Origin of the sequence: Nonomuraea sp. MTCD27, assembly GCF_041950495.1 — a bacterium.
Classification (GTDB): Bacteria; Actinomycetota; Actinomycetes; order Streptosporangiales; family Streptosporangiaceae; genus Nonomuraea.
Map to the genome: position 1 here is coordinate 251,094 of NZ_JBGNUW010000009.1, position 25,554 is coordinate 276,647.

Genomic DNA, 25,554 nt, shown 5'->3' on the forward strand with positions numbered 1-25,554 from the left:
GTTCGGAGTCCTCGCCTTTGGCCGGCGTGAGGAGTTCGGCGAAGCTGCGGACAAGGCGGGATGGTGTCTGGCGAGGGCGGTGGAACTCCTGCCTCATTCCTTTAGGTCGAGGGCGCCGTATCCTACCCTGCGGGCGTGCGCGTGCAGGTCATCGACAGTGATATCGGTGTCTGGTTCGAGCTGGCGGCAGACGCGTTCGAGAACCATCGTCAGTTCTGAGATCGTGCGGCGGGTCGCCGTGACGTAGGCCAGCGCCCGGGTGAGGACGGTTTTGGTCCGCGTAGGGGCGTCGTCGCACCACAGTTGGAGGACGTGGCTGCGCGGAGCAACGTACGAGCCGAGCATCATCAGGGAGAAGGTGCCCTTCTCCCTTGCTCCGACTGTGCGCTCAGAGTAGCGAGAGGGCGGGAGGACGAGCCGGAAGCTGTAGTGGTCGACCCAAGTGAGCGCCTGCGGGGGGATATTTCGTTCGCGCATCCACTCGGCGAAATGGTCGCGGGGCTGCTCGGAGTCGGTGCTCTCCATCGCGTGAGTGGCTTTCGGCCAGGAGTTGAGGATCTCCTCCAGATGATGGTCCCGCAGTTCGGCGACACCGGAGTAGACAAGTGTCCTGAGCCGCTGGCCGTCGTGCGCCCTGACGGCGTAGTAAGGCAGGAATGCCCGGCTCACCTCCAGCACCTCGAGGTTGAGCAGCTCATCCGGCAAGTCGTACTCGCCCCGGTCGGGACGCCGGGCCAGCTCCGCGACGGCGCCCGGACGGAAGGCGCATGCTTCAGGAAGGAGGTGAAAGGCCCGCTGGGCGTATGCGGCGTCCTGGTCCAAGATCCGGACACCGTGGGCGTAGTGAGCGGTACGCAGCGGTCCGCCTCGTACGCCGTCGAAGTACAGGCGCAGCCGCTCCTGCTTCTCGGTGTAGCGGCGGTCGTCGCGGACTGATCGCAGTCCGCGCTCGGTGAGGGAGAGGGCGTCGGCGCTGCCCTGTAGGTGGCCGATTCCGCCGAGGAAGCGCAGCACTCGGTCGACCATGTGCTCGGAGACGCCCAGGAACGCTGCGATGTCTTGGAGCCGGGTGAACCCGCCTTCGGCGATGGCAAGGCCGACGTACCGGTCGAGGAGGTCGAACGGGCCGCGTTCCTCAATGGTCGCGGAGAGCTCCGCGGCGTGTAGAGGGAGTGCGAGCGCGTGGATGCGTACAGGCCGGATGCCGCGTAGGTCGGCAGCGTGTTCCAGGGCTCGGGCCGGAGCGTAGAGGATTGTGTCGGTCGACGTGCTGCTCATGGGTGCTCCCCGAGGTGTCGCGTGATTTCGCGGTACCCGCGCAGGTCCCCGGCGGTTCGCACGTGGTCGTGCAGCGCTCGCGCCAGGTCGCGGAAGCCGGGGTCGCTGGCGTTGAGGAGCGTGGTGAGATCGCCGACGAGGATCAGCCGCTGCTTGGCACGGGAGAAGGCCACGTTGGAGCGGCGTACCTCGCGGAGGAAGCCGATGCTGCGGTACGGGTTACTGACCGTGAACCCGAAGAGGATGGTGTCGTGCTGGCCGCCCTGGAACGAGTCGACGGTCGCCACCCGGCGGGCGACGACGCTCTCGTCACCGATGCGCCGGGTGAGCAGGGAGGTGACCAGGCCGATCTGAGCCGCGTACGGGAGAATGACCGCCCAGTCGTCGGACCGTGCGTGGTAGTGGGCCGCCAGGAGCGCCAGCAGCCTGGCTTCGCACATGTTGAGCCGGCTGTCCTTCGGCCAGGGCTCGTCCGCGCGAGGCTTCCGTTCGCGCCGCTCCCGCTCTGGGAGCTCCGCGGTGTCGATGAACGCCATGGGAGCGGCGAACAAGTCGTCGTGGTGAACCCGTCTCACGTCAGTTTCCAGGAGACCGCTGTAGAAGTGGCGAGAGATGAAGCGAGACAGGCTCTCGGGCATCCGGCGCTGAAAGCGAAGCAGTTCCTTGTTCTCCTGAGGCGTGGAGGGAAACAGCAGCTCGAAGGCGCTGTCGGTGATGAGCCGAGCCAGCCCGGAATCGCCGGGGTGCTCTGCCGCGGCCCAGGCGACGAGCCGTTGATCCGGCAGCGGCGGAAGCTGGACGTGGTCGCCGACGAGGACTGCCCTGCGTGCCCGGACCAGTGGAACGAGCAGGTCGGCTGTGCTGATTTGGCCGGCCTCGTCGACGATGGCCACGTCGAAGTCGACGTCGTCGAGATGCTCGCTCGTCGCGGTGCCGATACAGGTCGCGCCGATCACATCGGCGTATCTGACGAGCTCGCCGTACAACTGTTCGGTCCGCCGTTCGAGTTCTCCCCGCCAGGAGGTCAGGAGGCCGAGCCGACTGCGCATCAGCGCGAGTACCGAACCCGCGGCGGGGAGGAACGCGGCCAGCCTCGCCGGGTCGGCACTGATTTCGGGCGTCTCGCCGTCGAGCAGTCCGCGCAGGGACGTGGCGACCTTCGCGGCCCGCTCGGCGCCGGCTCGTTGTCCGGCCAGGTCGCGTTCGTGAGCCCGGCGGGCGGCCACGAGGTCGGGATGAGTGGCGCGGACCTTGTCGAGCTCGGCCGCCAGCCGTGCCCGATCCTGCACCGTCACGGTCAGCGTCTGGCGGATGCCCTCTGACCCGGCAGCCGTCGTGGACCGCTCCTGTTGGAGTCGGGTGAGCCGCCGCCGGAAGAGCCGGCCGACCAGCGGGAGATCGGCGGCCCGCCGAGCCCTGTTCAGCATGTGGTCGAGCCGGTTGAGGGCAAGGATGTGCCCGGCGAGTAGCTCCTCGTGGCGGCGCCCCTCGTCGTCCAGGGCCCTTATCCGCCGTCGGAGATCGGCGGTTACGAGCTCTTCGCGCTCGGCCAGGGCGGCGGCGCTGTGCCGGACCTGCGCACCGACATCGTCCAGACGCCGCAGGTCCTCGGCGAGCTGTCGATACAGCGCGTCCGCTGGGCCATCCGAAGCCGCGGCGCCGTAGCGGGCGAGGACGGGTTCGGTCCGCTCGGCGATGCGCCGCTGGAGCTCGACCGCCCGCGCCTCCAGCATCAGGTGCTCGCAACCCGGCGTAACGCCGTTCTCTCGGCCGATACGCAGGACCAGCAAGTCTTCCGGCAGGTCCTGAAGCACGTTGTCGACCGCTCGATTGGTGTAGGACGAGATGAGGACCTTGCGCTGCTCCTCGGCACAGGCCAGGACGATCTGGCGGATGGTGTGCGTCTTGCCGGTGCCGGGCGGCCCCTGGATGAGGGCGAGGTCGGGAACAGCCAGCGCCTTGTGGAAGGCGCTGAGCTGGCTGGTGTCCAGACGTTCGCGGGGATGACGCCCGAGCGCGGGGGCGAAGGTCTGGAAGCCGTGGTCGACCAGCGCGGTCAGTAGCAGCGGATTGCGGGCGCGGCCTTCCCTCAGGATCTCGATGGCCGCTCGCTTCTTATCGAAGGCGATCAGGTTGGGTGACTCGGCGAAGGCACCGCTCTCGGGGATCCGGCCGAAGTCCACGGGCCGTTCAAACCGCACCATCGCCACGCCCTCGTCGATCCGCTCAATACGGCCACGCAGATCGGGCTCGCCGTCGATGTGCACGCGAGTGCCTTCCGCCAGCCGGTTGGCGTCGATGAGCTGGAAGGCGTGCACCGACCGCGCGGAGCGGCGGGTCGCAGCCACCGAGGAGACGCGGTGATACGGGACGAGCCGGCTGGCGTCACCCGCCGAGGCCTCGATCCGTCGTCCCTGGTCCACCAGCGTGGCGAGTCGGTCGAGATAGGCGGTGTGGGAGGCCCGTACCTTGGGCTCCTGATCGGGCGGTGCGGTGATGCCGGTGGCCCAGGCGGTCTGGATGGCTGGCCAGCCGGAGGAGTGACGTAGCTGATAAGGGTGATCGAAGACCCGCCATCGCCCGGCGCGCAGCAGCAGGCCGCCCCGCACAATCTGGTCGTGGTCGCTGAAGCGCATTGGATGGATCCAGACGATCCGGTAGCCGCGCAGGTCCTGGGTGGGGAACATCATGAGCGCGTACCGGCCGTCGACATAAATCTTGAGAGAGTCGTGGCGGCCCTCCCGGCCGCGTTCCAGACGAGCAGGAATCAGGTTCTGCGGCCCGGCCGCCCACAGGTCGTGGCAGATGCCTTCCAACCCTGGCAAGAGCGGATGACGCTCGCGCTGCCCGATCAGCTTGCTGGGAAAGTTCTTGGACCAAATCAGACCGACCTCGGCACCGAGGTCGACGACCCTTCTCTCCACGGTCTGCTCCTTCGCCTCAGATGCGCAGTCCAGCGCCGAGCTCCACGATGTCGCCACGTTCGGCCGGATCGGGTGAGAGCGCGCGGTCGAGGGCACGGGCAAAGCGCTCCGGGACGGCAGAGTTCAGGACGGCGGCCGAGACGAGCGATACTGGTGGACGCCCGGTCACCGTCACGTGGATCAGCTCGGCCAGCTGTCGGACGTCCTCGGCGGGCTCGATGGGATGCAGAAACGCCTGGCCGGCGTCGCGCAGGAAGAGCGCTCCGTTCCGGTCGGTCATGATCGAGTCATCTGCGAGGGCACCGTGGGCGAGGCCCCTGGCGTGTAGGGAGGCCAGCCCTTTGCAGAGCCCGGCGGCTCCGGCGGCCAGGACACGGACGGCCTCGGCTTCGCGGCCTCGGCCGCCGTAGAAGTGGGCCAGGGTGGTGAACGAAGGCAGCGCGGTGACCAGCGTCGCCCTCTCTGCGGTCATGGACGCCGCGACGGGCGTTGGCAGGCCGGGGAGTGCTTCGGTGAGCAGGCCGGCCTCGGCGGCCAGGGCGAGGCGGCGTTCCAGGGCCTCGGAACTGGACCATCTGGTGGCGATCCTGCGGATCCAGACGTGACGGCCGTCCGGCGCGAACGCGAACGCCCGGGACACGATTGCTGTGCCGTCCGCGGACCTCTCCTCCTCGGGATCCCTCGCGACCTGGTAGGCGACGCCCCCGATCTCCACGATCTTTCCAAGGCCCGTCGGCTCCACGTCAAGCGGTTTGTCCGGCTCCGGTCGGGCTCGTTCGACGACCACCCACCCCTCATGCTCGGCCTTGATGGCGCGCAACTGATCGTCCGGCCACAGGCCCGGCTCTTTGTCGATGGTCCGATGGCAGCTCGGGCACAGCAACATGAGGTTGCCGAGGCCATCGACTTCGGTCGGCCTGGCCGCCTCCCGGCGAGGCCCGTCCGGGGAGTGCGGTGCGATGTGGGCCATTTCGCCGATGTGGTGGGTGCCGCCCTCGATGTCCAGGGGTCTGCGGCAGATGGTGCATCGCCTGTCGGTCGCGTCGAAGAGCGCGCGCCGGATCTCAGTGGGAATGTGCTTGCGCTGAGCTTGCGCCACCCCAGGATGGTAACGACTGCTGCTTCCAGACGGTGGCTCTCCTGCAGAAGTTGGGCTGAGATCACGTCAATGCGCCTGCGTCCGGAGCGCGTAGGAATCCGAGGTCAGGCGGCCCTCGGCCTGGATTGCGATCAGCAGCCGCTGCAAGATGCCATCGGCAGACACCAACAGTGATCCTTATAGATCTTGCCCCAGAGCCGGACTGTTCGCACCCGGTGAGATGAATCACTGGGTTCGGTGGACCATGGTCTCCATCAAAGCTGGGGGCGGTTCATGAACCAGTCCAAACGCCAGACGGAGCGGATGGACCGCTCGTCTTGCCTGTGCGGAGACGCCTCCGAACCCCTGGCTTCGGCCGATGCTATTTGTACCACCGGTCGTGCTGATACTTGGAGGCCTCGGGCCCGTCGAGTTCATGCGTCGTGTTGTTGAGCCGGACGAGGAAGACGGCTCCCTTCGCTCCCGTCTTCGTCCGGGTCGTATATACCGGCGCTGAGGCGGGCGCGACGTTGACGCGGGCGACTGTGCGTTCGTCGACGGTGCCGAACGCGACGGTCACGTTGGCCGTCACGGCCTTGCCGAAGGACTGAATGAGCAGCCCGGTCAGCCACTGCTCCCAGCCATCGGTGTTCTTCTTGGAGAAGACGGCCAGTTCCTCTTCCAGGCCCAGCACTGATCCGTCGTCCTGAACGCCGACCAGCAGCGTCCCTCCGTGCCCGTTCATGAAGCCGGCGACGGTCTTGATGACCGCCCACTCCATCGCCTGATCCTTCAGCCCGGTGTCCAGGTTCATGCGGCCGGTCGACTTGAACTCGACGACCTTGCTCTCCCCGGCCTTGATCAGTGCCTCGATACCGCGTGCCAGCGCGGCGGCGCCGCGCTGCACGGAGAAGGGGCTGTCCTGGCCGTCGCCCCGGTTCACCGGCCGGCCGGTCGCATCCTCGATCTGACGGATCAGCCGTTCGAAGCGTGCGTCGAAGACGGCGCCGAAGTCGTCCTGACGGAGCGCGACCGGGTCGATGTCGTGGCTGTTGCAGATCGCGTCCAGGTCCTGCGGACTCACCGGCACACCGGATTCGATCGCGACCAGATACTTGCTCGGCGCGCTCGCGCCCATCCATCCCCATGTCTGCCCGTCGATGGCGGTCTTGTTGACGATGCAGTTGGCATACGCGCTGTCAATGCCGTTCGCCGCGCACCATTTCTGAGGGAAGATGTGGCGGATGTCGATCGAGTCCGCCGCGTACGCCTTCGCGTCGATCGTCTCGCCGGTGCGGAAATCGCGACCGCCCCGCTTCATTACGAGCGCGTAGAGACCCTTCTAAGCGGCACTGTTGCGGCGGCTCAACCCCAGCAGCCGTTCAGCCTGGAACTGCGACTCGCGCACCGTGCGCGGTTCCTCGCCGTTGTCCTGAACCCACGCGAGCACGTCCTGGAGGTCGTTGGCGAAGCGGGTCTCCGTGGTGCCGCCGTACAACTCGCCGAACACCCCGCACCAGTACCACTGACGCAACTTCGCGATCGGCTCCGGCGTGAACGCGCCCTCGCCGAGCAAGGTGAGAATCGCCGTCAAGGGAACGAGCTGGGTGCTGTACGGGAGGTCGCGGGCGCGGAAGATGCGCTCGCGTTGCAGGAATCGCACCACTCCCTGCAACGCCCGGGTGACGGCATCGGCCCAGCGCCGGTATTCGCTCAGGGGCAGCGACAGCATGTCGCGGCGTTTGGCCGACACGGCCGGGACGCGGTCACTGCGAATCCGGTCCCGGGTGCGTTCCTCCCAGCGGTCACGAGTCCAGAGCAGCGTGACGATCTGCAAGAAGGTCGTGGCGTCCAGGTCTGCGAGCAGCGGCTCGTCCGCCCAGGTCGCTCGCCGCCTCTCCCAGTCCTCGCGCAACCGGAAGTTCTCCGCGGCGTACGTCGCCGTCAGCAGCTCGAAGACCGTCAGCTCGACGCCGCCGGTGTTTACCTTCTCGAAGACCTGGCAGACGGCTTCCTTGGTCGTCTTCTGATCAAGCGCGATCCGCGGAACGCTGTAATGCAGGAACGGCAGGATCAGTGCCTCCTGGAAACTCTTCCAGATCTTCACCTGCTCCTCTGGAGGCCCCGCCATGAAGAAGGCGACCTGCCAATCGGTGATGGCGGCCGGGTTGAGGACGATGTCGAGCGGGAAGAGGCCCGCCTTACCGGCTCTCACCTGCATCTCGGTCGCGGAGGCGTCGAGCACGACGTCGCCGCGGGCATTCACCCGCCGCTTGTCTGCCGGTAGTGACAGGATGGCGTCATTCCGGTCGGCGTCCGGGTCGATGCACGCATGGATGTCGGCGAAGTACCAGCGCTCAACGTCCTTCTTCCGCGTATCCCGGGTCGGGACCGGTGCTCCGGAACGGAGCGCGAGGTAGAGAGAGGTCGTGCGCTGCTGCCCGTCGAGCAGCAGGTACTTCGGTTTGTCCGCCGTCGCGGAACTCGGGACTCCCTGGAGTAGCCGGGGCTGGAAGCGCACGTCAGCGTTTCCGGTCTCCAGAGTCATCACGGCGCCGATCGGGAACGAGCGAGAGACCGAGGCCAGCAGACTCACGATGTGGTCGTCGTCCCAGACCCACCCACGCTGGAAATCGGGCAGTTGCAGTACTCCCTGGTGCGCCTGGCCGAGCAGGTCCGCCAGCGGAATGTCGCCGCTCTCGAACGTTTTCGCCACTCCGGTTCCTTTCCGCAGACGTTGCTCTCGCGACAGGGCAGACGAAAGCTCCTGGCGGACGTCACGATTAACACCGCCTGAGATTTAACCAGTGAGGCGGTCTTGCGCGCCAGGTCGGTGAGCGGGCTCTCGTTGCCCGTTGTGGTGATAAAACGCGAATATCCTGAATGTCAGGGTTGCTTCCCTCGTGGCAGGATACGAGCGGGAATGTTGTGTTCGTGGCAGAGAGCCACGTAATGGCCGTCGTCGAACTGAGCAGCGGCGTGCGCATGGACCTCAACTGGCCACACGCGCCGAGACCTGCCGTCGTTTTGGACGATCCTCTCTGGTGATTTGCGTGGCATGGATCATGCCTGATTGGGCGTGGCTGATGTCTCTCGCGGGCGTCGCTTTGGTACTCGTGGTCAGCGTCCGTCTGGTTGGTGGTCCCGACCATCAACGGCGACCTGCCTTTCGTCGCGCGGTGCGACAGCGAGCGCATCAGCTACCGCGTCCGCGTGAACGACAGAACCACGTGGAGAGGGAACACCGGAGGGTGCCGCTTCCTCGGCGTTGACCGGGTCTACACCATGTACACCGGAGACCCTCACCGAGGAGAGGTGGCCCAGCACATCCGATTCGCCTTCCAGAATCCGCGGGACACGGATCCAAAGGTAACCAAGGAGGGAGCGCCCATAACCAAGAACTTCCCCGGCAACTACGACGGGTGTCTGAACTCGCCAGACGCGGCTCATTGCCGGAAAGTTCCCTTGACCAAGCGGGCCAACAGAGACCGGGTCCCAGCTCCGGACGGAGCGCTGTACAACTCGAAGAACTCCAACAATCTAGACAAGTACTGCAAGGATCTTCCCGGACGTGACGATCCGAACAAACAATGCGACGAATACCTGTTCGCGTCCACCTGGCAAGCGATCGGCGTCGACGGCAAGATGGAGAACAACGTCTGGGTTCCTTCTCTCAACGCCTCGCTCCGCATGGTCAGCACGGACCACAACCAGGCCGCAGGCCGCGACCTGGGCGCTTTCTACGCCCCCTATCGTGTCCTTCCCAACGCAACCCTCGAAGGGGGCCTGCAGAACCGGCCCGGCAACGCCTTCTTCGTGAGAATAAAGGACGGCGCACCGCCAACGCCTTCTTCGTGACGACCAAGCAAGGTAACCCGTAACCACCTTTGAGGAGGGGGCATCCAGTGGGATGCCCCCTCCTGGTCGAGAGGCGGCCATGCAGTCACCGACCTACCTGCACGACCTTCTGGCCTCGACTCTCTTCACGGAGGGGCTCGACGGCGACATGGACCTGTGGGCGCTGGGATTCAGCGCCATCTGGATCAAGGGCACGGACCTCGACACGCTCGCCCCGATCTACCAGTTGGACCTCTCCACCCGCACCCCGTGCCACCTGAGTGAGATCCTCGACCGGAACATCGACGACGAATCCCTCTGGGTCGCCGAGGCCGGAGACTGGATCAGCATCGTGCCGGCGACCGCCGACCGCGACCATCTGCTGTCCATCACCGCAGGCGGTCGCGAGGCCTTGGGCCTCAGCATGGACATCAGCAACCGGGACTACCTCCATTACGCCCGCGACGGGCGCCTGGTGACCTCATTCAGTCCTTCCCAGCCGGAGTTACGCTTCGGCGACGACCCGTACGCGCTCGATCATCTGATGGACGGGCTGCGCTTCCAGATCAGCGCGGACGACGTCTTCGACGATCGCGTTGACCGGGAGGAGAGCGTCAGCTCTGCTCTGGCCCTGATCGGGCGCTTCACGGGGACCGGCATCGCCGCCGACTGGTTCGAGGCGCAGCACTCCTGCATCCGGCCCACCTCCTGACGGCTCAAGCTCAGCCCGTGCGGTACGTCGCCAGGCTGCCGACCCGCGCGCCGCCGGGCTGACTCGCATCGCGCCGGTCGTAGAAGTCGCCGCCGTCTTCGCGCCGGCGCGCCCCAGGGGGCTTCGATCTTGGCGGCCTTGAGGTCTTCATCTTGACGAGAATGTCCCGCTCGTCACCAAGACGGTCTCGCACTTACGTAGCGGCGGCACTCTACAAGCCGGAGACCACCATTCCCAAGGCCGGAAACGGGGCGCCGAAGAAGATACCCGGTGTGTTCAGTGGTGGGCGCCGGGGTGTACCGACGGTGGCCGCATGAAGGTGACCAGGGCCAGTGCGAAAGTCGAGGGTTCTATCCCCGACAAAAACCGGAGGCAATCAATGCTGGGCCCTAGACGGCTGCGATGGATATGGAGCTCTTCCACCTGTACGGCTGTACCGTGGACGCTTAGGATCATCTGGCTGATTTAAATCCAGGCGCGGCACGATTGCGTATATCTGATCGTGCCGCGCCCTCCTTGTGGAGTCATGATGAGCGACATATTCGATGGCTATAACGCGACGGCACACCTGCTCTTCGAAGAACCAACCTGCATCACGTGGGTCGGTGGCCTGCCCTTACCAGAATGCGTCCGCCGTTTCGGCGGAGATCCGCTCCGGACACGTGAGGCCGATTTCGAGGACATATACGAGGAAGGGTACGACCTCGATCCCGGCGACCCGAGCGACGGCGCCATCCTGCTCGATCAGCAGGGCGACTGGGTCGTGGTGGTGGAGCCGACGAGCCATCGCGGCATTACGTCCGCGTTGTTGCGGCGGCTCTCCTCGGACGGAGCCGCCTTGAGCGTCTACTGGACCGTAAATGGGGATGCCTACGTCAAGTGGGCCGAGCACGGCCATGTCCTTTATTCCTTTGACCCGATGGCCCTCGACATCGTGAACCCCGATGAGGCAGAGGTGGGCTGGGTCGTCGAGCACGGTGTGGGCCTCGACGTATGGGCTCAGGACTGGTTTGCGGCAACGCTGACGCTGGCCGAGAAGATCACCTCGGTGCGCTTCGATTCGGCGTGGCCGGAGCGCACTCACCTGGGGGTGACCGTCGGTTGCATGCCCCCGGCATGAGCCGGGCGGCCGAGAGCGCTAGGACGTTCCAGTCGCTCATGCGGTTCGCGGCCCGGCCACCTGTACGCGTTTCCCGCACACGCACTACGTCCATCACTGGTACACCAGCACGAACGGCAGCGCGATCAACCCAGCAGGTAACCGGTGGGGGGCGGGTGGTTCAGCATATGGATCACGAGCAGGAACCGATGCCTTGCGTTCACCAGTGCGTGATCATCCAACTGGCTGCGTAAGCCAGGAAGACGGTGTCGCGAAGAACCGTGATATGGCCGCCACAGTGTTCCTCACCGATCCTGACGCTCCGAGCGTAAGAGCAGCGAGCACCTGGCCGATGGGAGCTTGCTGACGGGACAGCCGCGTGCTGTCGATCAGGCCTACTCCTGCTGGAGCAACGGTGACGGCCGCAGCGCCAAGCAGCCCCATCGTGCTGCTGAACAGGCTCCAAGGCACGATCCTTCCGCGTCGCGTCAGAGTCAATGGGCCCGATCAAGGGTTGTGTCTGTACGGTTGGCCGGGCGGACGTGGCCGATTGCCGTCGGGCTGCTAGTCCAAATCGGAGGCTGACCTGGCTGTGACGTCCGGCGCTCCGGTCTCAAGACATCCAATGAACGCGGACCGGCCCGCTACGGGGGCTCTCCGTGATCAAGGACGGATCGTCGCCACCAGGCCGCACTGCCGCTCCTCATAGGCGAGGAAGTACCGGCTTGACCTAAGACCCGTACGGAGCGCGCCGGCGGCAGGCGGTGCGGGCAGCCACGACCTGGCGGCCCATCCGTGCGTCGGCAATGCTGTGACGTGTGCAGTACGTGTCCCTGGTGCCGCGACCGCCGCTGAACGAGCTGATCGACGACATCTACTACCTGGAGGGCACCCCGCCGTACTCCCGGCTGATGTTGCCGCCGATGCCGTCGGCGTTGCTCGTCCTCAACCTCGGGCCGCCGTTCCGCATCCGCGCCGCCACCGGCATCGGGACGGCCGGATACGCCGACGGGTGCGTGATCACCACCCCCACCCGCGCCGTCGAGTTCGGCTACCCGCCGGGTACCAGGTCGGTGGGCGTGCACTTCAAGCCATGGGGGCTGGCGCCGTTCCTGGGGATGCCCGCGGCCGAGCTGCGCGACCTGCCGGTGACGGTGGAGCAGGTCTGGGGCGGCCGCGCCGTCACCGAGCTGCGCGAGCGGCTGGCCCTGGCGCCCGGGCCGCACGAGATGCTGGCGCTGCTCGAGGACGAGCTGCTGCGGCGGCTCACCGAGACCACCGGCCTGGGGCTGGTCCGGCACACGAGCGGCGTCATCGCCGCGGCCGGGGGCACGGTGACGATCGGTGGTCTGAGCGTGGCCGCCGGCGTCAGCACCACCTATCTGGCACAACGGTTCAAGGCCCTCATCGGCGTCACACCGAAGCGGCTGGCGCGCACCTACCGCTTCGCCGGCATCGTGCTCGCGATCGACCCCACCGGGCCGGTCGACTGGGTCGAGCTCGCCGGGCGCGCGGGCTACTTCGACCAGGCCCACTTCGGGCACGAGTTCCGGACGTTCACGGGCCTCACCCCCACCCGGTACGTCGACGCCAGGCGGCGGTTCCTGCGCGAGCATCCTGGCCACGCGCTCGACGTCGGGCCACTGCCTGCCGATTGATTTCTTACAAGAGCCGGCACCCCTCGGCACGCCAGTATGGGCACTTCCCGATGAACAGGAGAGAGCCATGGGCAAGGTGGTCATGTACAGCTCGGTGTCGGTCGACGGCTTCATCGCGGACCGGAACGACCAGGTGGGCCCGCTGTTCGAGTGGTTGTCCAACGGTGACGTCCCGCTGGACGAGAGCGGGCAGATCAAGGTGTCGCAGGCGTCCTACGACTACACCCGGTCATACTGGGACGAGATCGGCGTGACGATCGTCGGTCGCCACGTCTTCGACATGACGAACGGCTGGGGCGGCAAGCCGCCGGGCGGGATCGCCCACGTGGTCGTCGTGACGCACCGGCCGATGCCCGAAGGCTGGGACCCCGAGGCGCCGTTCCACTTCGCCGACGGCGTCGAGACCGCCATGGCCAAGGCACAGGAGCTCGCGGGCGACCGCACGGTCGAGGTCGCCGCCGGCGACGTCGGTGGCCAGATGCTGGCCGCGGGGCTCGTGGACGAGGTGGCCATGGACGTCGTGCCCGTGGTGTTCGGGTCCGGCAAGCGCTACTTCGGCTCGGTCGACGCGCAGCACCTGCTGGAGGATCCCCATGTGGTGATCCAGGGCAACCGGGTGCTCCACCTGCGCTGTCGCGTGCGCCGATGACCGGTCCGAGCCGGGCAGGCGCGGCTCCCCGGTCGTGGTGGCGGGCGTCAAGGCCGGACATGGCGCGAGATCACGGGCCCGGTTTCGCGACCGGGATGGGCGTATCTGCACGAAGACGGTTGCGGACCACCGAGCTCGTCAGCAGGCATTGCCCCTACCCGTCTCCGGTCCTGCGGCCCCGATCGCGACCTCCACCTCGGCCGTCCGGCTGTCCGAATCCGTGGCCGCTGGTTCCGGTCCGTTGCGGAACCGGTAACCGGTCGACCGGAGGTGCCGGTATTCGAATACAGCCAGCACCAGCGCCGTGGCCGCGCCGCAGAGGTTCAGCGTGAGCCACAGCCAGTCGGGCACGCCATTGGTGTCGCGCGCGATGATCTCCTGGCCGCTGATCAGCAGCATGAGACTCGTTGTGCCGATCGGTGCGAGCAGCGGATGGATATCGCCCATCCAGAATCCGGTGCGCGCTGCCCAGTAGATCGTGCAATACCAGAAGCCCAAGAACCAGGGAATGAGGACAATCACCAAGCCTATCGCGGCGAGCAGCCAGAGTGCTGCTGTCCCCGAGGCGTTGACGTCGATGTCATGCTGAAATTCGACGTCACCGTTGGCGAGGGAGTCGATGTTGAGCTCACCGGCTGCGGCGAGGATCAACACGATCGGCAGGTAGAAGAAGGCCAGCGCGAGCACCGCGCGTCCTATCAGAAGCAGCACGCCGGGCAGGAGTTGGCGGCGGCGGCCGGAGCGGGTCACGATGAATATCACGAGGATCGGTAGCGGCAGCAGAACCAAGGCAAGCCGCCCGGTTTCCATCGCCTTTCGGATGATGTTGGCCCAAACATCCTGGTAGCGGGAAGTCGCTATCAGGATCACGCCGAGGCCGACCACCGATCTCCAGAACGAGAGCCGGTCCAGCATCCGGTCTTTGCGCAAGGGACCGACCCGGGGCTTGAACAGGAACTTGGCGGTCATCCATGGAAAGAGCACGGTGGCGATGACGCGCCTGGCCGCGTGGCCGCCATCGGGATCGGGCCTGCGGTCGTGTTGCGGTTGCACTGCGGACATCTGGCTCCTTTGCGATATCAACTCGGTACCGCGGACGCTCTGGTGGTTCTGGACGGAGAAACCAGTGCTCGCAGGAGTGCGGAGCGCGGCTCCATCGGAGTTAGATGATGTTGAGAGTGATGAGCACGCAGAGGGTCACGAAAAGCAGGCCGGAGCCCGTCACGAACCACCCCATGGTGGAACCGCGCTGACCGCCGGTGTCGATGCGGGCATGTCGCAGCTTTTGCGGGTCGTAGAGGATGGTGACGCGATCTCCTGGTCGAGGAGGGTTGGCCTCACCGAACTTCGAGGTGACTTCGACCTCGTGGCCTTCGAGGGTCGTGAAACGGAAAGTCGGCTTGCGGGTAGGGCTATCAGGGTCACGACTCTGCACCAGGCCAGTGATTACGCCGGGTGCCCGAACGCCGCGGGCACGGAGCCGTCGTGCGCTGATCAGCAGCCAGATACCGTACGCCAGGTATGCCAAACCGAAAAAACAGAGCGGCGCGGGTGAAGATGTCGATTCCAACAAGGGTCACCTTTCGCTCACGTGAGAATCAGCCGTGGTAAGGGCTGGTTTCCCGCGTGCCGTAAGGCTCGATAAGGTGGCCTGCCCCTACTGCGGTTTCTCCTTTATGTACGTGGTGTTCAGATGTGGAATAACTTCTTTTGGCGTTTGACCAAGTTTCCGGGGGGTTGGTTCATGCGCGTGATCAGAGTGTGAGCGGAGTCACATTGACGCTTTTTCGGGCTGATCAATACGGACAACAAGGCATTCATAGCTGCAAACGACCCGATTTGGGAGGAGCTGTCCGGATCGTGTTCACGAGAGTGAGTGAACGAGTGCCGAAATCGTCGGTGCGGGATGAAGGTGGCCGAAGCGCCCTGCTTCATCGGAGTGGTCGGTGATCAGCGTGGCGTCCACGTCGATGACGATCCGCCCAGTCGGCACCTTGCCGGCCGCCCGTAACCAGAGGAAACCTGTCTCTGCGGCGGCGATCAGGACCCACACCCTGGCCCGAGGGTAGGTCTGACGCGCAGTAACTCATCCCTTGCCGATCGGTTCCAGCGCCCGCCGGATGGTGGAGTCCTGCTGTGGCGTGCCGGATGCCTGCTCCTGGTGGGCCGGCAGAGCCATCTGCCTCACGCTGGTCGCTCCCAGCGCGATCAACACCGCGAGCGGACGAGCAGCACACCCTCCGGACCGAGCCGGTCAACCACAAAAGCGCGCACGTCACCGCGGATGGCGTTGGCGTCCCATCGGGCCGGTCAGCCCGGCGTGCTCGGCCAGGTTCCAGCAGTTCTTGCGGTCGATGTCGGCCAGCATCCCGCGTACGTACGCGCTGGCGGCCCGGCGCGGCGCGGCTCGACGTGGCCCGCGGCCACCGCATGCTCTCTCGTTGTCTTCACGAACTCCGAGTGATCCCGCGCTGGCCGAAACAAAAAGGACCTGCGGCTGAGAAACCGCAGCCAGGGGCTGAAAATGCCGATCTAGCCGAGTGCCCCCGGGCAGGGCCGAAGTGCTCTCGTGTTGTGAGACCGAGTACGTAGCTGAGGGCCGTCGTCGGGGCGGCGGTAGTCGTCGGTGGCTGCGGAGATGCTGGTCCAGCCGATCAGACGGGCCAAGCCAACGGCCAGGCAGAGCATCACGGTCTTCAGCTCCACCAACGGTTGTTGTGTGGCCGTGATGCCCACTGAGCCCTTTCATCCGGCGTAACCGGCGCTGCTCTCCTCACGCCTGGGAGCCGTCCTGAACCAAAGGCGTGCCGGTGGCGTCGAACTCTCCTGAAGGCGCGGCAAGCACGCGCTCGCTCGGCGGGGTGGAGAGTGCGATGGCGGCGGGTGATCCTGATCGGCTGGGTGGATACTGGGTGGCGCGGCGGCTGGGCGAGGGCGGCCAGGGCGTCGTGTACGAGGCCTACGACGACGCGGGAGGCCGAGTAGCGGTCAAGGTGCTCCGGCGTGGATCCCGGGGCAAGGATTTCGCCCGGGAAGTGGCCGCGGCGCAGCGGGTGGCATCGTTCTGCACCGCGCGGCTGATCGCGGCGGACGGCTCGGGCGACCAGCCGTACCTGGTGAGCGAATACGTCGAGGGACCGAGCCTGCGCCGGGCGGTGGAGGACGGCGGGGTGTTCTCCGGCGACCGGCTGCACGCCTTGGCGATCGGCATCATGACCGCGCTGGTGGCGATCCATGAGGCGGGCGTGGTGCACCGGGATCTGAAGCCGGACAACGTGCTGCTGAGCCCCGAGGGCCCGCGGGTGATCGATTTCGGGATCGCCCGTACCCAGGAGATGTCGCATTCGGCGTCCAACCAGGTGCGGGGCACTCCGCCGTACATGTCCCCGGAGGTGCTGAGCGGCGAACGGGCGGGGCCCGCCTCGGATGTGTTCGCGTGGGCGGCGGTGGTGCTGTTCGCGGCCACAGGACACAGCCCGTTCGAGGCGACGACGATGGGCGCGATCATGCATCGGGTGCTGACGCTGGAGCCGGACTGCGAGGTGCTGCCACCGGTGCTGCGCTCCGCGGTGAGTCGCGCCCTGGCCAAACCGGCGCGGGACCGCCCTCCGGCTCGGGATCTGCTGCTGGATCTGCTGAGCGGCCGAGGCGGGCGCGGGCCCGGCGGAGCGCTGCTGGATCGCGGGTTCAGCGCCGCGGCGCGGGCGCGGCCGGCGGTGATGGTGGCCTCGCCGCCGTTGGGGGCGGTGGCGGAGAGGATGTACGACGCCCTGCCCGCGGCCGAGCGGGCGGTGGTGCCGGACGTGTTGCTGCGGTTGATCCAGACGGGCGACGGCGGCGAGGACGTGCTGCGGACCGCCGATCCGGCGGAGGTGTGCGGGGGCCGGCCCGGCCACGAGACGGTCCTTACGGCCTTGCTGGAGGCCGGCCTGGTCGTCAGGCAGGACGCCGGAGTGCGGCTGGCGAACGCGGCGCTGCCCCGGGCATGGCCGCGATTACGAGAGTGGCTGGAGGCTGAGCGGCCGGGGCTGGCGATCCACCGGCGGCTGAGCGAGGCGGCGCGATTGTGGGACCGCCACGAACGCCGTCCGAGCGACCTGTACCAGGGCAGTGCCTTGGAGCTCGCGCGTACGTGGGCGACCGGTGGGCGGCGCTATCTGACCCTGAGCCCGCTGGAGGACCGGTTTCTGACCGAGGGGCTGACGGCGGCGGCGCGCCGGTCACGGCGGCGCCGCCAGGTGACGGCCGCGCTGGCGGCGCTGACACTGGTCGCGTCGGGCGCGGGCGTGTACGCCGAGGCGCAGCGGCGCGAGGCGGTGACCGAGAGGGCGGCGGTGGCGGCGCACCTGGAACGGGCGGTGGCCCGGTCGCTGGTGATCCGCGCGCAGGGAATGCGGCTGGCCGATCCGCGCACGGCGATGCTGCTGAACGTGGCGGCATGGCGGGTCGGCCCGCAGGAACCGGAGACGCGGGCGGGATTGCGCGAGGCGCTGACGCATCCGGCCCGGGACGTGTTCTCCCCTCCGGACGCGGCCCCCGGAACGGTGTACGCGCTGAACACCACGGGCACGATGCTGGTCGGGGTGCGCGAGGGCGTGGCGACGGTGTGGGACGTGGCCGGGCACAAGCGGGCCGCTCGGGTGACGGGCGTGGGCGCGGGTGTACGGCAGGCGGCCCTGAACCACGACGGTTCGCTGCTGGCGGTGCGGGACGAACGGTCGGTGCGGCTGTGGGACGTACGGTCGGGACGGCCGGTGGGCACCGGGTTCGGCGGCGGGTACACGTTCCTGGTGCGGGAGTCCATGCGGTTCAGCTCCGACGGCAGGTTCCTCCGGCTGCCCCCGGGGATGGAGGTGCAGAACACGGTATGGGTGGATGTGCGCACCCGCCGCGCACTCCGCGCGCCGGGGGGCGCCCTGGTGGACGAGCTCGGCCCGGACGGCAGGTACGCGGTGACGGGCCTGAACTCCGTTGACACCTCGCAGGTGCGGGTGTGGGATCTGGTGTCGGGCAAGGAGCGCACGCTGGAGTACCTGGAGGACTGGAGGGACGCCACGGATGCGGTGTTCAGCGCGGATGGCAAGGTCTTCGCCACGGTGCGCGACGGCGCGGTGAGCTTCTGGGATCTCGCCACGGGCAGCGCGCTGGACTGGACGTTCGCCGACGGTGCGGGCACGCGCAATGTGGCGCTGTCGCCGGACGGGGCGCTGCTGGTGACCGACGACGACGACGAGATCGTGGTGTACCGGACCGCGGACGGCACCGAACTGTCGCGGGTGCCGTTCGCGACGTCGGGGGTGGAGAGGCCCTCGGCGTTCGGCGCCGACGGCAGGACGCTACGGCTGCTGGGCCAGAACGGGACGGTGCTGACGTTGCGGACGGCCGAACCGGGCGGTGCGCGGGCCGCCGAACCGGGGCGCGGCGCGCTGGGCGGGACCACGGCGGCGACGGTCATGGGGACCCGGCTGGAGGTGCGGAACGCGGAGACCGGCGGGTCGCCGCGATCGTTGCGGGTCGCCGCCGAAGGGGAAGGCGCGGACGATTCCCCCTGCTGCGAGGTGGCGGTCAGCCCTGACGGCTCGCTGGTCGCGGTGGGCGGATTCCTGACCCTGGCGGGGGCGGACCCGAACAAAGCGTCGGTGGCGGTGCTGGACGCGACGGATCTCACGGTCAAAGCGGTGTTCGCGATCGAGCAGCAGATGGAGGGGGTGTCGACGCTGGAGTTCGGCCCGGACGGTGCCTCGCTGGCCGTCTCTCCCACCCAGGTGGGCGATATCGACGAGGGCAGCGAGGCGCCGATGGAGCTGTGGCGATGGCGTACGAAGAAGGTGACGCTGCTGCGGGAGGCGCACGCGAACCAGCCGGTGGCGTTCGGCCCGGACGGCCGGACCTTGGTCACCGGGACCGGAGCGGTGATGGAGATCCCGTCCGGGCGCGTGGTACGGCGGCTGGACGCGGGCGTCCCGGTCTTCGGCCCCGGCGGCAGATCGCTGGCGATGGCGGGACCGGCGGGAATCACCGTGTGGGACACCCGCACTTGGCGGCCGTCGGCGGTGCGGCTGGCGGCGAAGTCCGCGTCGGCGCCCGCCTTCTCCCACGACGGCCGCACGCTGGCGGCGTCCACACCGGCCGGGGTCCGCCTGTGGGATGTGGCGACGGGACGTCCCATGGGGGCGTTCGCTGTTGGAGAGGAGGCGGTGGACCTGGCGTTCGCGCCCTCGGACGGGCTGCTGTACACGGTCGGGGTACGGGGTGAGGTGCGGGCGGAGAAGATGGATCCGGCACCGACGGCGACGGCGGTGTGCGCGCTCGCGGGACATGAGCTGTCGCCGGGAGAGTGGCACCGCTTCGTCCCCGAGCTGCCCTACCGCCGGGTCTGTGCCCCCTCGACCCAGCCGGGACAAGCACGATCGCGGTCATGACCAGGGGTTGGGTCTGACGGGGGGGTCGAGCGTTGGGCGGCTCCACCTGCGGTGCCGCGGGGCCGCCTCATCGTCGAGACCCGTACCGAGGTGGTCAAGGGCGGTGTTGAGCGATGAGGCCGAGCAGGGCCTTCGCTGCGCCCGCCGACGTTTGGATCCGGCAGACGATGACGACCTCGGTCGCTGCGGTGGTCTCGTATCAGCACATGCATGGGTTGGCGGTGCGGCATGGGGAGAGCCGGCTGGGGGCGTCGCGGGGGAGGTCGACGTGTGGACCGTGGCCGAGCGGGCCAACCTGCTCGCCGTGGCGCACCAGGCGGCCGAGTCCGCCGATCCGCACACCGCCCTCGGGCTGCACCGGCCGTTCAACTACCGCGGCTGGGTCACCCACCTGGCCGACGTCCACCTGAACGCGATCGCGGTGGCGGCGCGGTGCGGAGACTGGGCCGGCCAGGCGCAGGCGGCGAGCTTCCTCGGCTGGGCCTACCGCGACCAGGGGCGTTACGAGCAGGCGATCGAGCAGCTGAAACAGACCGTCGTGTGCTGGGGCAGGGCAGGTCTGCCGCACCGGAGAATCGGCGCCTTCAACGACCTCGGCATCATCCACACCCTGCTGGGGCAGCTCGACCTCGCCCGGATCAACTTCGCCCGCGCCATGGAGATCGCCGAGGAGACGGGCGACGCCTACGCGCGAGGCACCATCCACAACAACGGCGTACACCTGCACTGCCGGCAGCGCCGGTTCGAGGAGGCCATAGCTCAGGCGAAGATCGCCGTCGTGGAGTGGAGCGGCAGCCTGTACGTGGAGGGCACGTCCCACGAGACCCTGGCCCGCGCCTACATGCACGCGGGACGCCTCGCCGAGGCGGCCGACACCTTCCAGGTCGCGCTGACCCTCCTCCGCGAAGCCGGATATCGCATCTGCCATGCCGCGGCCGCCTGGTGGTACGGCCAGACCCTGCACGAGCCGGGCCGGCCCGCCGAGGCGCGCAGGATCTGGCGGGACTGCTGCACGACTCTGCTGGAGGCGCGCCTCCTGACCCGCGCGGAGCTGGACGAGCTGCTCGATCAGCCCGTCCCCGAGATGCCCGGGCCGATCGGGAACATGCTGTGACCTGCCTGAGCGTCAGCGGCCCGGGTGTACGTACTGGTTGTAGCGAATCGTGGTGTTGACGCAGTGAAAGTCAGACTTTTTGTTGTAGACGCACAGCTCCAGGGTGGCCGCCGATATGGACCGGGAGCGGGAGAGGGTGAAGTTTCCGAAGTTGGTGCCCTTGTCGGCGCAGCCGTTGGTGTCCTTCTTCCAGGGGAGCGTGAGCCAGGTTCCGGTGGTGTGTTTGTATACGATCCGGGCCTTCACCGGAAGGTTGTCACCGGGACAGATCGGAAGACACTCCGTCCCTCGCCTGCGCCGGGCTTGCCACCAGCAGTCCACTCAATGTTGCGATGGCCAGCGCGGCGCTCAGAATACGGGTCTTCAACAGTCCTCCAGCAAGCGATGGCTTGGTTGGCCCTGAACCCTAGGGAGGACCTGCCTGATGATCAACCCTGCGTTCGGATGGTGAGACGCTCGGTGAGCGTCGGCGGGCGGCAGAGCGGTGTCGGCCGCGGTGGTGCCGGAACGACGACGGTCCGTTCATCTCACGTCCGGCGCAGGGAGGCGATGCCGGCCAGGAAGTCCGCCCGGCCCGTCTCCTGGTCTCGCCCCCGGCCGCGGCTTGCGGCGTTCTGTGCGGCGACGCCGAGGACGTAGTTCACCAGGGCGCCGGCCGCGTCGAAGCGCGCTCGCTCGGGGACGGCGAGCGCGTGCAGCAGCCTGCCGACGCTCTCGTAGAAGTCGAGCAGCGCAGGCCGCCACGGTTGCCGGGACAGCTCGGCGCCGACCCACGGGTGGGCGTCGATCGCGTCGAACAGGCCCAGCGCGACGCCGCGCAGCGCTTCCCGCGGGTCGGCGTCGACGACCGCGCCGGGCCGTAGCCGGTGCTCAGGCGGATGGTGAGGCACGCAGCGTCAGCGCGCTCTCGCCGCCTTCGTCCAGCAGGTCGGTCGCGGCCTGGACGATCACCTCCCTGGAAGGAGCAAGCACTGCCGTAAGCGGCCCGCACCCTTAGGAGCCTCGGTCAGCCGGCCTCGAACGACTGGACAGATCCACAACGACTGCCGTTCATCGTGATCCGGTACACCGCTGGCAGCCCATATGGGTCGTGATGGCGGCCAATGATCCGCTATCAAACGGATTCGGCGGATCTCCCGCTCAACGCTGGCGGCGGCTCATGTTCAAGGCGCACAGAAGACATGGGGCGTCTCGCCGTCCGAAGCTCGATCAGCAGCTTGATCATGGCCCATACCTGGTCCACAACCCATGAGCGTCAACGAGAACGGGCGGGACTCCGTGAGACTGGAGACCCGCCCGTACCTGTGATGTTTGCCCTGGTCAGCGGCCGGAACCGCTGATCAAGGTCGTGTGCCCCCTGTAGGATTCGAACCTACGCACCCGGCTCCGGAGGCCGGTGCTCTATCCCCTGAGCTAAGGGGGCGACGAGTGATAAGGCTATCAGCATCCCGACACCACTCGGCACCAGATTAGAGCTCCTTGAACGCATCCAGCGAAAACCACCCGTGACCAGCCCGCTACAGGTAACTTTGCGCCCGTGGGTGAGGTTCTTGGGAAAGTACTGGTCGTGGATGACGACGAGGTCATCCGGCAGCTCATCGCGGTGAACCTGAACCTGGAGGGGTTCGAGGTGGTGACCGCCACGGATGGGCAGGACTGCCTCGATCGGGTGCTCGACGTCATGCCCGACGTCATCACGCTTGATGTGATGATGCCGTTCCTGGACGGGTGGACGACGGCGCAGAGGTTGCGGACGGAGGAGGCCACCAGTCACATCAAGGTGGTGCTCATCACGGCCAGGGCTCAGGACGACGACAAGATGCGGGGGCGGGGCATCGGGGTGGATGCCTATCTGACCAAGCCGTTCGATCCTGCTGAGTTGATTCAGGTTGTTCGGGATCTGGCGGCGGGTTCCCGGCCCTGAGCTGGTGGGTTTCCGTCCTGTGTCCGTGGGTGCCAGGGCCAGGGCCAGGGCTTGAGTTGGTGGGTGGGGTGGGTGTTGAGGAGGCTCGGCGGGCTTGCGAGCGTCGCCGTGTTCGAGGGTGATGGCAGTCGGGCTGGCCGGGGCTGAGCGGGGGCTCGATCCGCGTGGGTGGGTTGTTCCGTACGCTGGCCGCATCACCTCTCTCCGAAAGGCTGGAAAACGTGCGCAGCTCGATCTTCGGCAACCTCGACCCCCAGCAACTGCCCCCCGGTTTCGCCCTGGAGAACGGGAAGATGCTCCGCGTCCAGTTGCCCCACGAGGTGCTGGCCAAGCAGGGGTCCATGGTCGCCTTCCAGGGGCAGATGGACTTCGACTACGAGGGCGCGGGCAGCCTCGGGAAGATGTTCAAGAAGGCCATGACGGGCGAGGGTGGCTCGCTCATGCGTGTACGCGGCCAGGGGCTGCTCTATCTCGCTGACAACGCCGACGACATCCACCTGTTCTACCTGGAGAACGAGGGCATCACGGTCAACGGGCGCAACCTGCTGGCCTTCCAGCCGCAGCTTTCCTGGGACATCCAGCGCGTGCAGGGTGCGGGGGTCGCGGCCGGCGGACTGTTCAACACCACGGTCACCGGGACGGGGTGGGTGGCGGTGACCACGCATGGCACGCCGGTGCTGCTCGACGCGGCTCGCATGCCGACGTTCGCCGATGGTCAGTCGGCGGTCTGCTGGAGCGCGGGGCTGGAGGTCGGCGTCAACCGGACGATGAAGGTGGGGGCGTTGATCGGGCGGGGGAGCGGGGAGGCCATGCAGCTGGCGTTCAGGGGGCAGGGGTTCGTGCTGGTGCAGGCCAGCGAGGGGGCTCCCGTGGTGACGGCCGCCAAGTGACCGCGGCTCCGGGCGACGGGTAGACGCGACGGGTAGACAGGTAATTAGCTAATTGCCATAATGCCTTTGTGCTGGACGTCGACCTGGTCAAGGCGCTGGCCAATGACAAGAGGCTGCTGATCCTGGAGTGGCTGCGCGACCCCGAGCGGCACTTCCCGCCGCAGCGCGACGGCGATCTCGTACGCGACGGGGTCTGCTCGCTGTTCATCGCCGAGAAGCTCGGCGTGAGCCAGCCCACCTGCGGCGAGCATCTCAAGGTGCTGGCCAAGGCGGGGCTGATCCGCGGCCGCAAGATCAAGCAGTGGGTGTTCTACCAGCGCGACGAGGGCCGGATCGCCGCCGCGAAGGAGTTGTTGAGCAGTGACTGGTGAGCCGAACGCCGCCTACGAGCGCCTGATCGCCGACATGGACGCCGCCGGGGCGCGCTATCGGGTGATCGACCACGCGCCCGAGGGACGTACGGAGCTGGTCAGCGCGCTGCGCGGGCACGACGTCGCGCAGGCCGCCAAGTGCCTGATCGTGATGGTCAAGGTCGGCAAGAAGCAGACCCGGCACGTGCTGGCCGTCGTGCCCGGCGATGCCCGGCTCGACCTCCAGGCGGTCAAGGCGCTGCTCGACGGCACGTACGTGGCCTTCGCCGGCAAGGAGAAGGCCGAGGAGCTGGCCGGGAGCGTGAGCGGGACCGTGCTGCCCTTCAGCTACGACTCCCGGCTCGAGCTGGTCGCCGATCCCTCGCTGCTGGACCGGCCCGAGCTCTACTTCAACGCCGCCCGGCTCGACCGCTCCGTGGCGCTGGCGACCGACGACTACGTACGGCTGGCGGCGCCCCGGATGGCGGACATCACGCTGAGCAACTAGGCGTGGGGGCCGTGTTGGTGCCGTTCCAGGAGGCCAGGAAGCCGAACGCGGTGGAGGCCCCGGGCGCCAGCAGGCCGTTCCAGCCGGCGTTGCGTACCGTCACCGAGGAGCCGCTCGCGCTCAGCGTGCCGCCCCAGAGCTGGGTGACCCGCTGGCCGTCGGCGAACGTCCACGCCACCGTCCACGCGTTCATCGGCGTGGTGCCGGCGTTCTTGACGATGACCTCGCCCTGGAAGCCGCCCTGCCACTGACCGGTGTTGCTGTACGTGGCCGTGCAGCCGCCGGGCGGCGGCGGGGTCGTGGTGGTGGCGGTGGGCGTGGCGGTGCCGGACAGTGCCTCGACCAGGGGCGGGTACCACTTGTCGGACATCTTCTGGTCGCCCGCGGCGTTCGGGTGCACCCCGTCGTAGGTGTCGGTGGCCGTGCTGAAGCCCGTCCACTGGTCCACCACCGTGATCGGCGACTGCGCGGTGCTGGTGGCCGCGGCCCAGGCGGGGATGGCGTTGTTGAAGTTCACGGCCCGCTGGGCGCAGTCCGCGCAGGAGGACGGGTTCATCGGGATGATCTTGGCGACGAGGATCTTCATGCCGGGGTTGCTCGCCCGCATCTGGTTGACGAGCGTGGTGAACGAGCCGAGGATCGTCGCCGGCGCGATGTTGCTCCACACGTCGTTGGTGCCCAGGTGCATCAGCACGACGTCGGGCCGGGTGGCGGAGAGCCAGCCGGGCAGCAGGTTCTGGCCGGCGATGTTGGTGGCGAGGTAGCCGCCGTGGCCCTCGTTGTCGCCGTCGTGCGCGACCCCGCAGCCCTGGGGCGGGAGGGTGCCGACGAAGTCGACGTTCGTGTGGCCGGTGCTCTGGAGGCGGTTCCAGAGCAGGGCCCGCCAGCAGCCGGGGGATCCGGTGATCGAGTCGCCCAGGGGCATGATCCTGGTGGCGGCGGCGCCGGCCGACGCGGTGGTGGCGAACAACACCGCGGCGGCCAGGGCCAGCATCGCGGCCAGCGCGGCGCCGGTCTTGGGCATCGTCTGCTCCCGTCGTAGCCTGCGCAGATCGTAGGAGCGCGGGCTCGCGGCGGAAAGGGAGACGATCATCGCGGGGGCGTGACCTGG

At 67.7% G+C, this 25,554-nt stretch carries 22 protein-coding genes and 1 tRNA gene; 11 read left to right on the forward strand and 12 right to left on the reverse strand.

The genetic code is table 11. The features are described 5' to 3' along the window. Positions 1–93 precede the first annotated feature (93 nt). The 5 genes from ACBJ59_RS26920 to ACBJ59_RS26940 form a co-directional block, all read right to left on the reverse strand. Positions 94–1,278 carry a hypothetical protein gene (locus tag ACBJ59_RS26920; RefSeq protein WP_375113029.1) on the reverse strand — a complete coding sequence of 395 codons (1,185 nt, stop codon included), beginning with the start codon at positions 1,276–1,278 and terminating at the stop codon, positions 94–96. Beyond that, the gene (locus ACBJ59_RS26925) at positions 1,275–4,202 is read right to left on the reverse strand and encodes a DEAD/DEAH box helicase (RefSeq protein WP_375113030.1); all 2,928 of its coding nucleotides are present in this window, start codon (positions 4,200–4,202) and stop codon (positions 1,275–1,277) included. The genes ACBJ59_RS26920 and ACBJ59_RS26925 overlap by 4 nt, the downstream gene beginning before the upstream one ends. 16 nt (positions 4,203–4,218) lie before the next feature. Continuing rightward, positions 4,219–5,301 (reverse strand): HNH endonuclease, encoded by a 1,083-nt coding sequence (locus ACBJ59_RS26930; RefSeq protein WP_375113031.1) that lies wholly within the window; start codon positions 5,299–5,301, stop codon positions 4,219–4,221. Positions 5,302–5,662: 361 nt separating this feature from the next. After that, positions 5,663–6,601 carry an RNA-binding domain-containing protein gene (locus ACBJ59_RS26935; protein WP_375113032.1) on the reverse strand — a complete coding sequence of 313 codons (939 nt, stop codon included), beginning with the start codon at positions 6,599–6,601 and terminating at the stop codon, positions 5,663–5,665. Positions 6,602–6,622: 21 nt separating this feature from the next. Next, positions 6,623–7,996 carry a DUF262 domain-containing protein gene (locus tag ACBJ59_RS26940; protein ID WP_375113033.1) on the reverse strand — a complete coding sequence of 458 codons (1,374 nt, stop codon included), beginning with the start codon at positions 7,994–7,996 and terminating at the stop codon, positions 6,623–6,625. 422 nt (positions 7,997–8,418) lie between these two features. Here ACBJ59_RS26940 and ACBJ59_RS26945 point away from each other — a divergent pair, with 422 nt between their 5' ends. The 5 genes from ACBJ59_RS26945 (at position 8,419) to ACBJ59_RS26965 (ending at position 13,235) form a co-directional block, all read left to right on the forward strand. Then, positions 8,419–9,138 carry a hypothetical protein gene (locus tag ACBJ59_RS26945; protein WP_375113034.1) on the forward strand — a complete coding sequence of 240 codons (720 nt, stop codon included), beginning with the start codon at positions 8,419–8,421 and terminating at the stop codon, positions 9,136–9,138. A 79-nt stretch (positions 9,139–9,217) separates the two neighbouring features. Continuing rightward, positions 9,218–9,829, forward strand: a complete 612-nt coding sequence (locus ACBJ59_RS26950; RefSeq protein WP_375113035.1) for a DUF6461 domain-containing protein — start codon at positions 9,218–9,220, stop codon at positions 9,827–9,829. 526 nt (positions 9,830–10,355) lie between these two features. Continuing rightward, positions 10,356–10,949 carry a DUF6461 domain-containing protein gene (locus tag ACBJ59_RS26955; RefSeq protein WP_375113036.1) on the forward strand — a complete coding sequence of 198 codons (594 nt, stop codon included), beginning with the start codon at positions 10,356–10,358 and terminating at the stop codon, positions 10,947–10,949. Positions 10,950–11,746: 797 nt separating this feature from the next. After that, positions 11,747–12,586 carry a helix-turn-helix domain-containing protein gene (locus tag ACBJ59_RS26960; protein WP_375113037.1) on the forward strand — a complete coding sequence of 280 codons (840 nt, stop codon included), beginning with the start codon at positions 11,747–11,749 and terminating at the stop codon, positions 12,584–12,586. A gap of 67 nt (positions 12,587–12,653) precedes the next feature. Further along, positions 12,654–13,235 (forward strand): dihydrofolate reductase family protein, encoded by a 582-nt coding sequence (locus ACBJ59_RS26965; protein WP_375113038.1) that lies wholly within the window; start codon positions 12,654–12,656, stop codon positions 13,233–13,235. A gap of 138 nt (positions 13,236–13,373) precedes the next feature. On the opposite strand, the gene ACBJ59_RS26970 is transcribed toward ACBJ59_RS26965, so the two are convergent. The 3 genes from ACBJ59_RS26970 to ACBJ59_RS26980 form a co-directional block, all read right to left on the reverse strand. Next, a complete protein-coding gene (locus tag ACBJ59_RS26970; RefSeq protein WP_375113039.1) occupies positions 13,374–14,297 on the reverse strand; it encodes a hypothetical protein in 924 nt (307 codons plus the stop codon). A 100-nt stretch (positions 14,298–14,397) separates the two neighbouring features. Next, positions 14,398–14,805, reverse strand: a complete 408-nt coding sequence (locus ACBJ59_RS26975) for a DUF3592 domain-containing protein (RefSeq protein ID WP_375113040.1) — start codon at positions 14,803–14,805, stop codon at positions 14,398–14,400. Between the two features lie 294 nt (positions 14,806–15,099). Next, positions 15,100–15,288 carry a hypothetical protein gene (locus tag ACBJ59_RS26980; RefSeq protein WP_375113041.1) on the reverse strand — a complete coding sequence of 63 codons (189 nt, stop codon included), beginning with the start codon at positions 15,286–15,288 and terminating at the stop codon, positions 15,100–15,102. A gap of 820 nt (positions 15,289–16,108) precedes the next feature. On the opposite strand from ACBJ59_RS26980, the gene ACBJ59_RS26985 reads away from it, so the two are divergent. Together ACBJ59_RS26985 and ACBJ59_RS26990 are read left to right on the forward strand one after the other, a co-directional pair. Next, positions 16,109–19,657 (forward strand): protein kinase, encoded by a 3,549-nt coding sequence (locus ACBJ59_RS26985; protein WP_375113042.1) that lies wholly within the window; start codon positions 16,109–16,111, stop codon positions 19,655–19,657. Between the two features lie 268 nt (positions 19,658–19,925). Further along, on the forward strand, positions 19,926–20,771 hold the full coding sequence (locus ACBJ59_RS26990; RefSeq protein WP_375113043.1) for a tetratricopeptide repeat protein: 846 nt from the start codon (positions 19,926–19,928) through the stop codon (positions 20,769–20,771). A 12-nt stretch (positions 20,772–20,783) separates the two neighbouring features. Here ACBJ59_RS26990 and ACBJ59_RS26995 read toward each other — a convergent pair whose 3' ends face one another. The 3 genes from ACBJ59_RS26995 to ACBJ59_RS27005 all read right to left on the reverse strand — a co-directional run bounded on the left by ACBJ59_RS26995 (position 20,784) and on the right by ACBJ59_RS27005 (position 22,194). Beyond that, positions 20,784–21,017: a hypothetical protein gene (locus ACBJ59_RS26995; protein WP_375113044.1), complete on the reverse strand. Its 234-nt coding sequence runs from the start codon at positions 21,015–21,017 to the stop codon at positions 20,784–20,786. Between the two features lie 281 nt (positions 21,018–21,298). Then, positions 21,299–21,661 (reverse strand): hypothetical protein, encoded by a 363-nt coding sequence (locus tag ACBJ59_RS27000; protein WP_375113045.1) that lies wholly within the window; start codon positions 21,659–21,661, stop codon positions 21,299–21,301. Between the two features lie 461 nt (positions 21,662–22,122). Next, a tRNA-Arg gene (locus tag ACBJ59_RS27005) sits at positions 22,123–22,194 on the reverse strand. Positions 22,195–22,308: 114 nt separating this feature from the next. On the opposite strand from ACBJ59_RS27005, the gene ACBJ59_RS27010 reads away from it, so the two are divergent. From ACBJ59_RS27010 to ACBJ59_RS27025, 4 genes are all read left to right on the forward strand, one after another. Beyond that, positions 22,309–22,695, forward strand: a complete 387-nt coding sequence (locus ACBJ59_RS27010; protein ID WP_375113046.1) for a response regulator transcription factor — start codon at positions 22,309–22,311, stop codon at positions 22,693–22,695. 221 nt (positions 22,696–22,916) lie between these two features. Then, positions 22,917–23,585 (forward strand): AIM24 family protein, encoded by a 669-nt coding sequence (locus ACBJ59_RS27015; RefSeq protein ID WP_375113047.1) that lies wholly within the window; start codon positions 22,917–22,919, stop codon positions 23,583–23,585. Positions 23,586–23,653: 68 nt separating this feature from the next. Further along, positions 23,654–23,956 carry an ArsR/SmtB family transcription factor gene (locus ACBJ59_RS27020; RefSeq protein ID WP_375113048.1) on the forward strand — a complete coding sequence of 101 codons (303 nt, stop codon included), beginning with the start codon at positions 23,654–23,656 and terminating at the stop codon, positions 23,954–23,956. Then, a complete protein-coding gene (locus ACBJ59_RS27025; RefSeq protein WP_375113049.1) occupies positions 23,946–24,443 on the forward strand; it encodes a YbaK/prolyl-tRNA synthetase associated domain-containing protein in 498 nt (165 codons plus the stop codon). Before ACBJ59_RS27020 ends, ACBJ59_RS27025 begins: the two co-directional genes overlap by 11 nt. Here ACBJ59_RS27025 and ACBJ59_RS27030 read toward each other — a convergent pair. Beyond that, positions 24,427–25,536 carry a cellulose binding domain-containing protein gene (locus ACBJ59_RS27030; protein ID WP_375113050.1) on the reverse strand — a complete coding sequence of 370 codons (1,110 nt, stop codon included), beginning with the start codon at positions 25,534–25,536 and terminating at the stop codon, positions 24,427–24,429. The two genes, ACBJ59_RS27025 and ACBJ59_RS27030, sit on opposite strands and share 17 nt — an antisense overlap. Positions 25,537–25,554 lie beyond the last annotated feature (18 nt).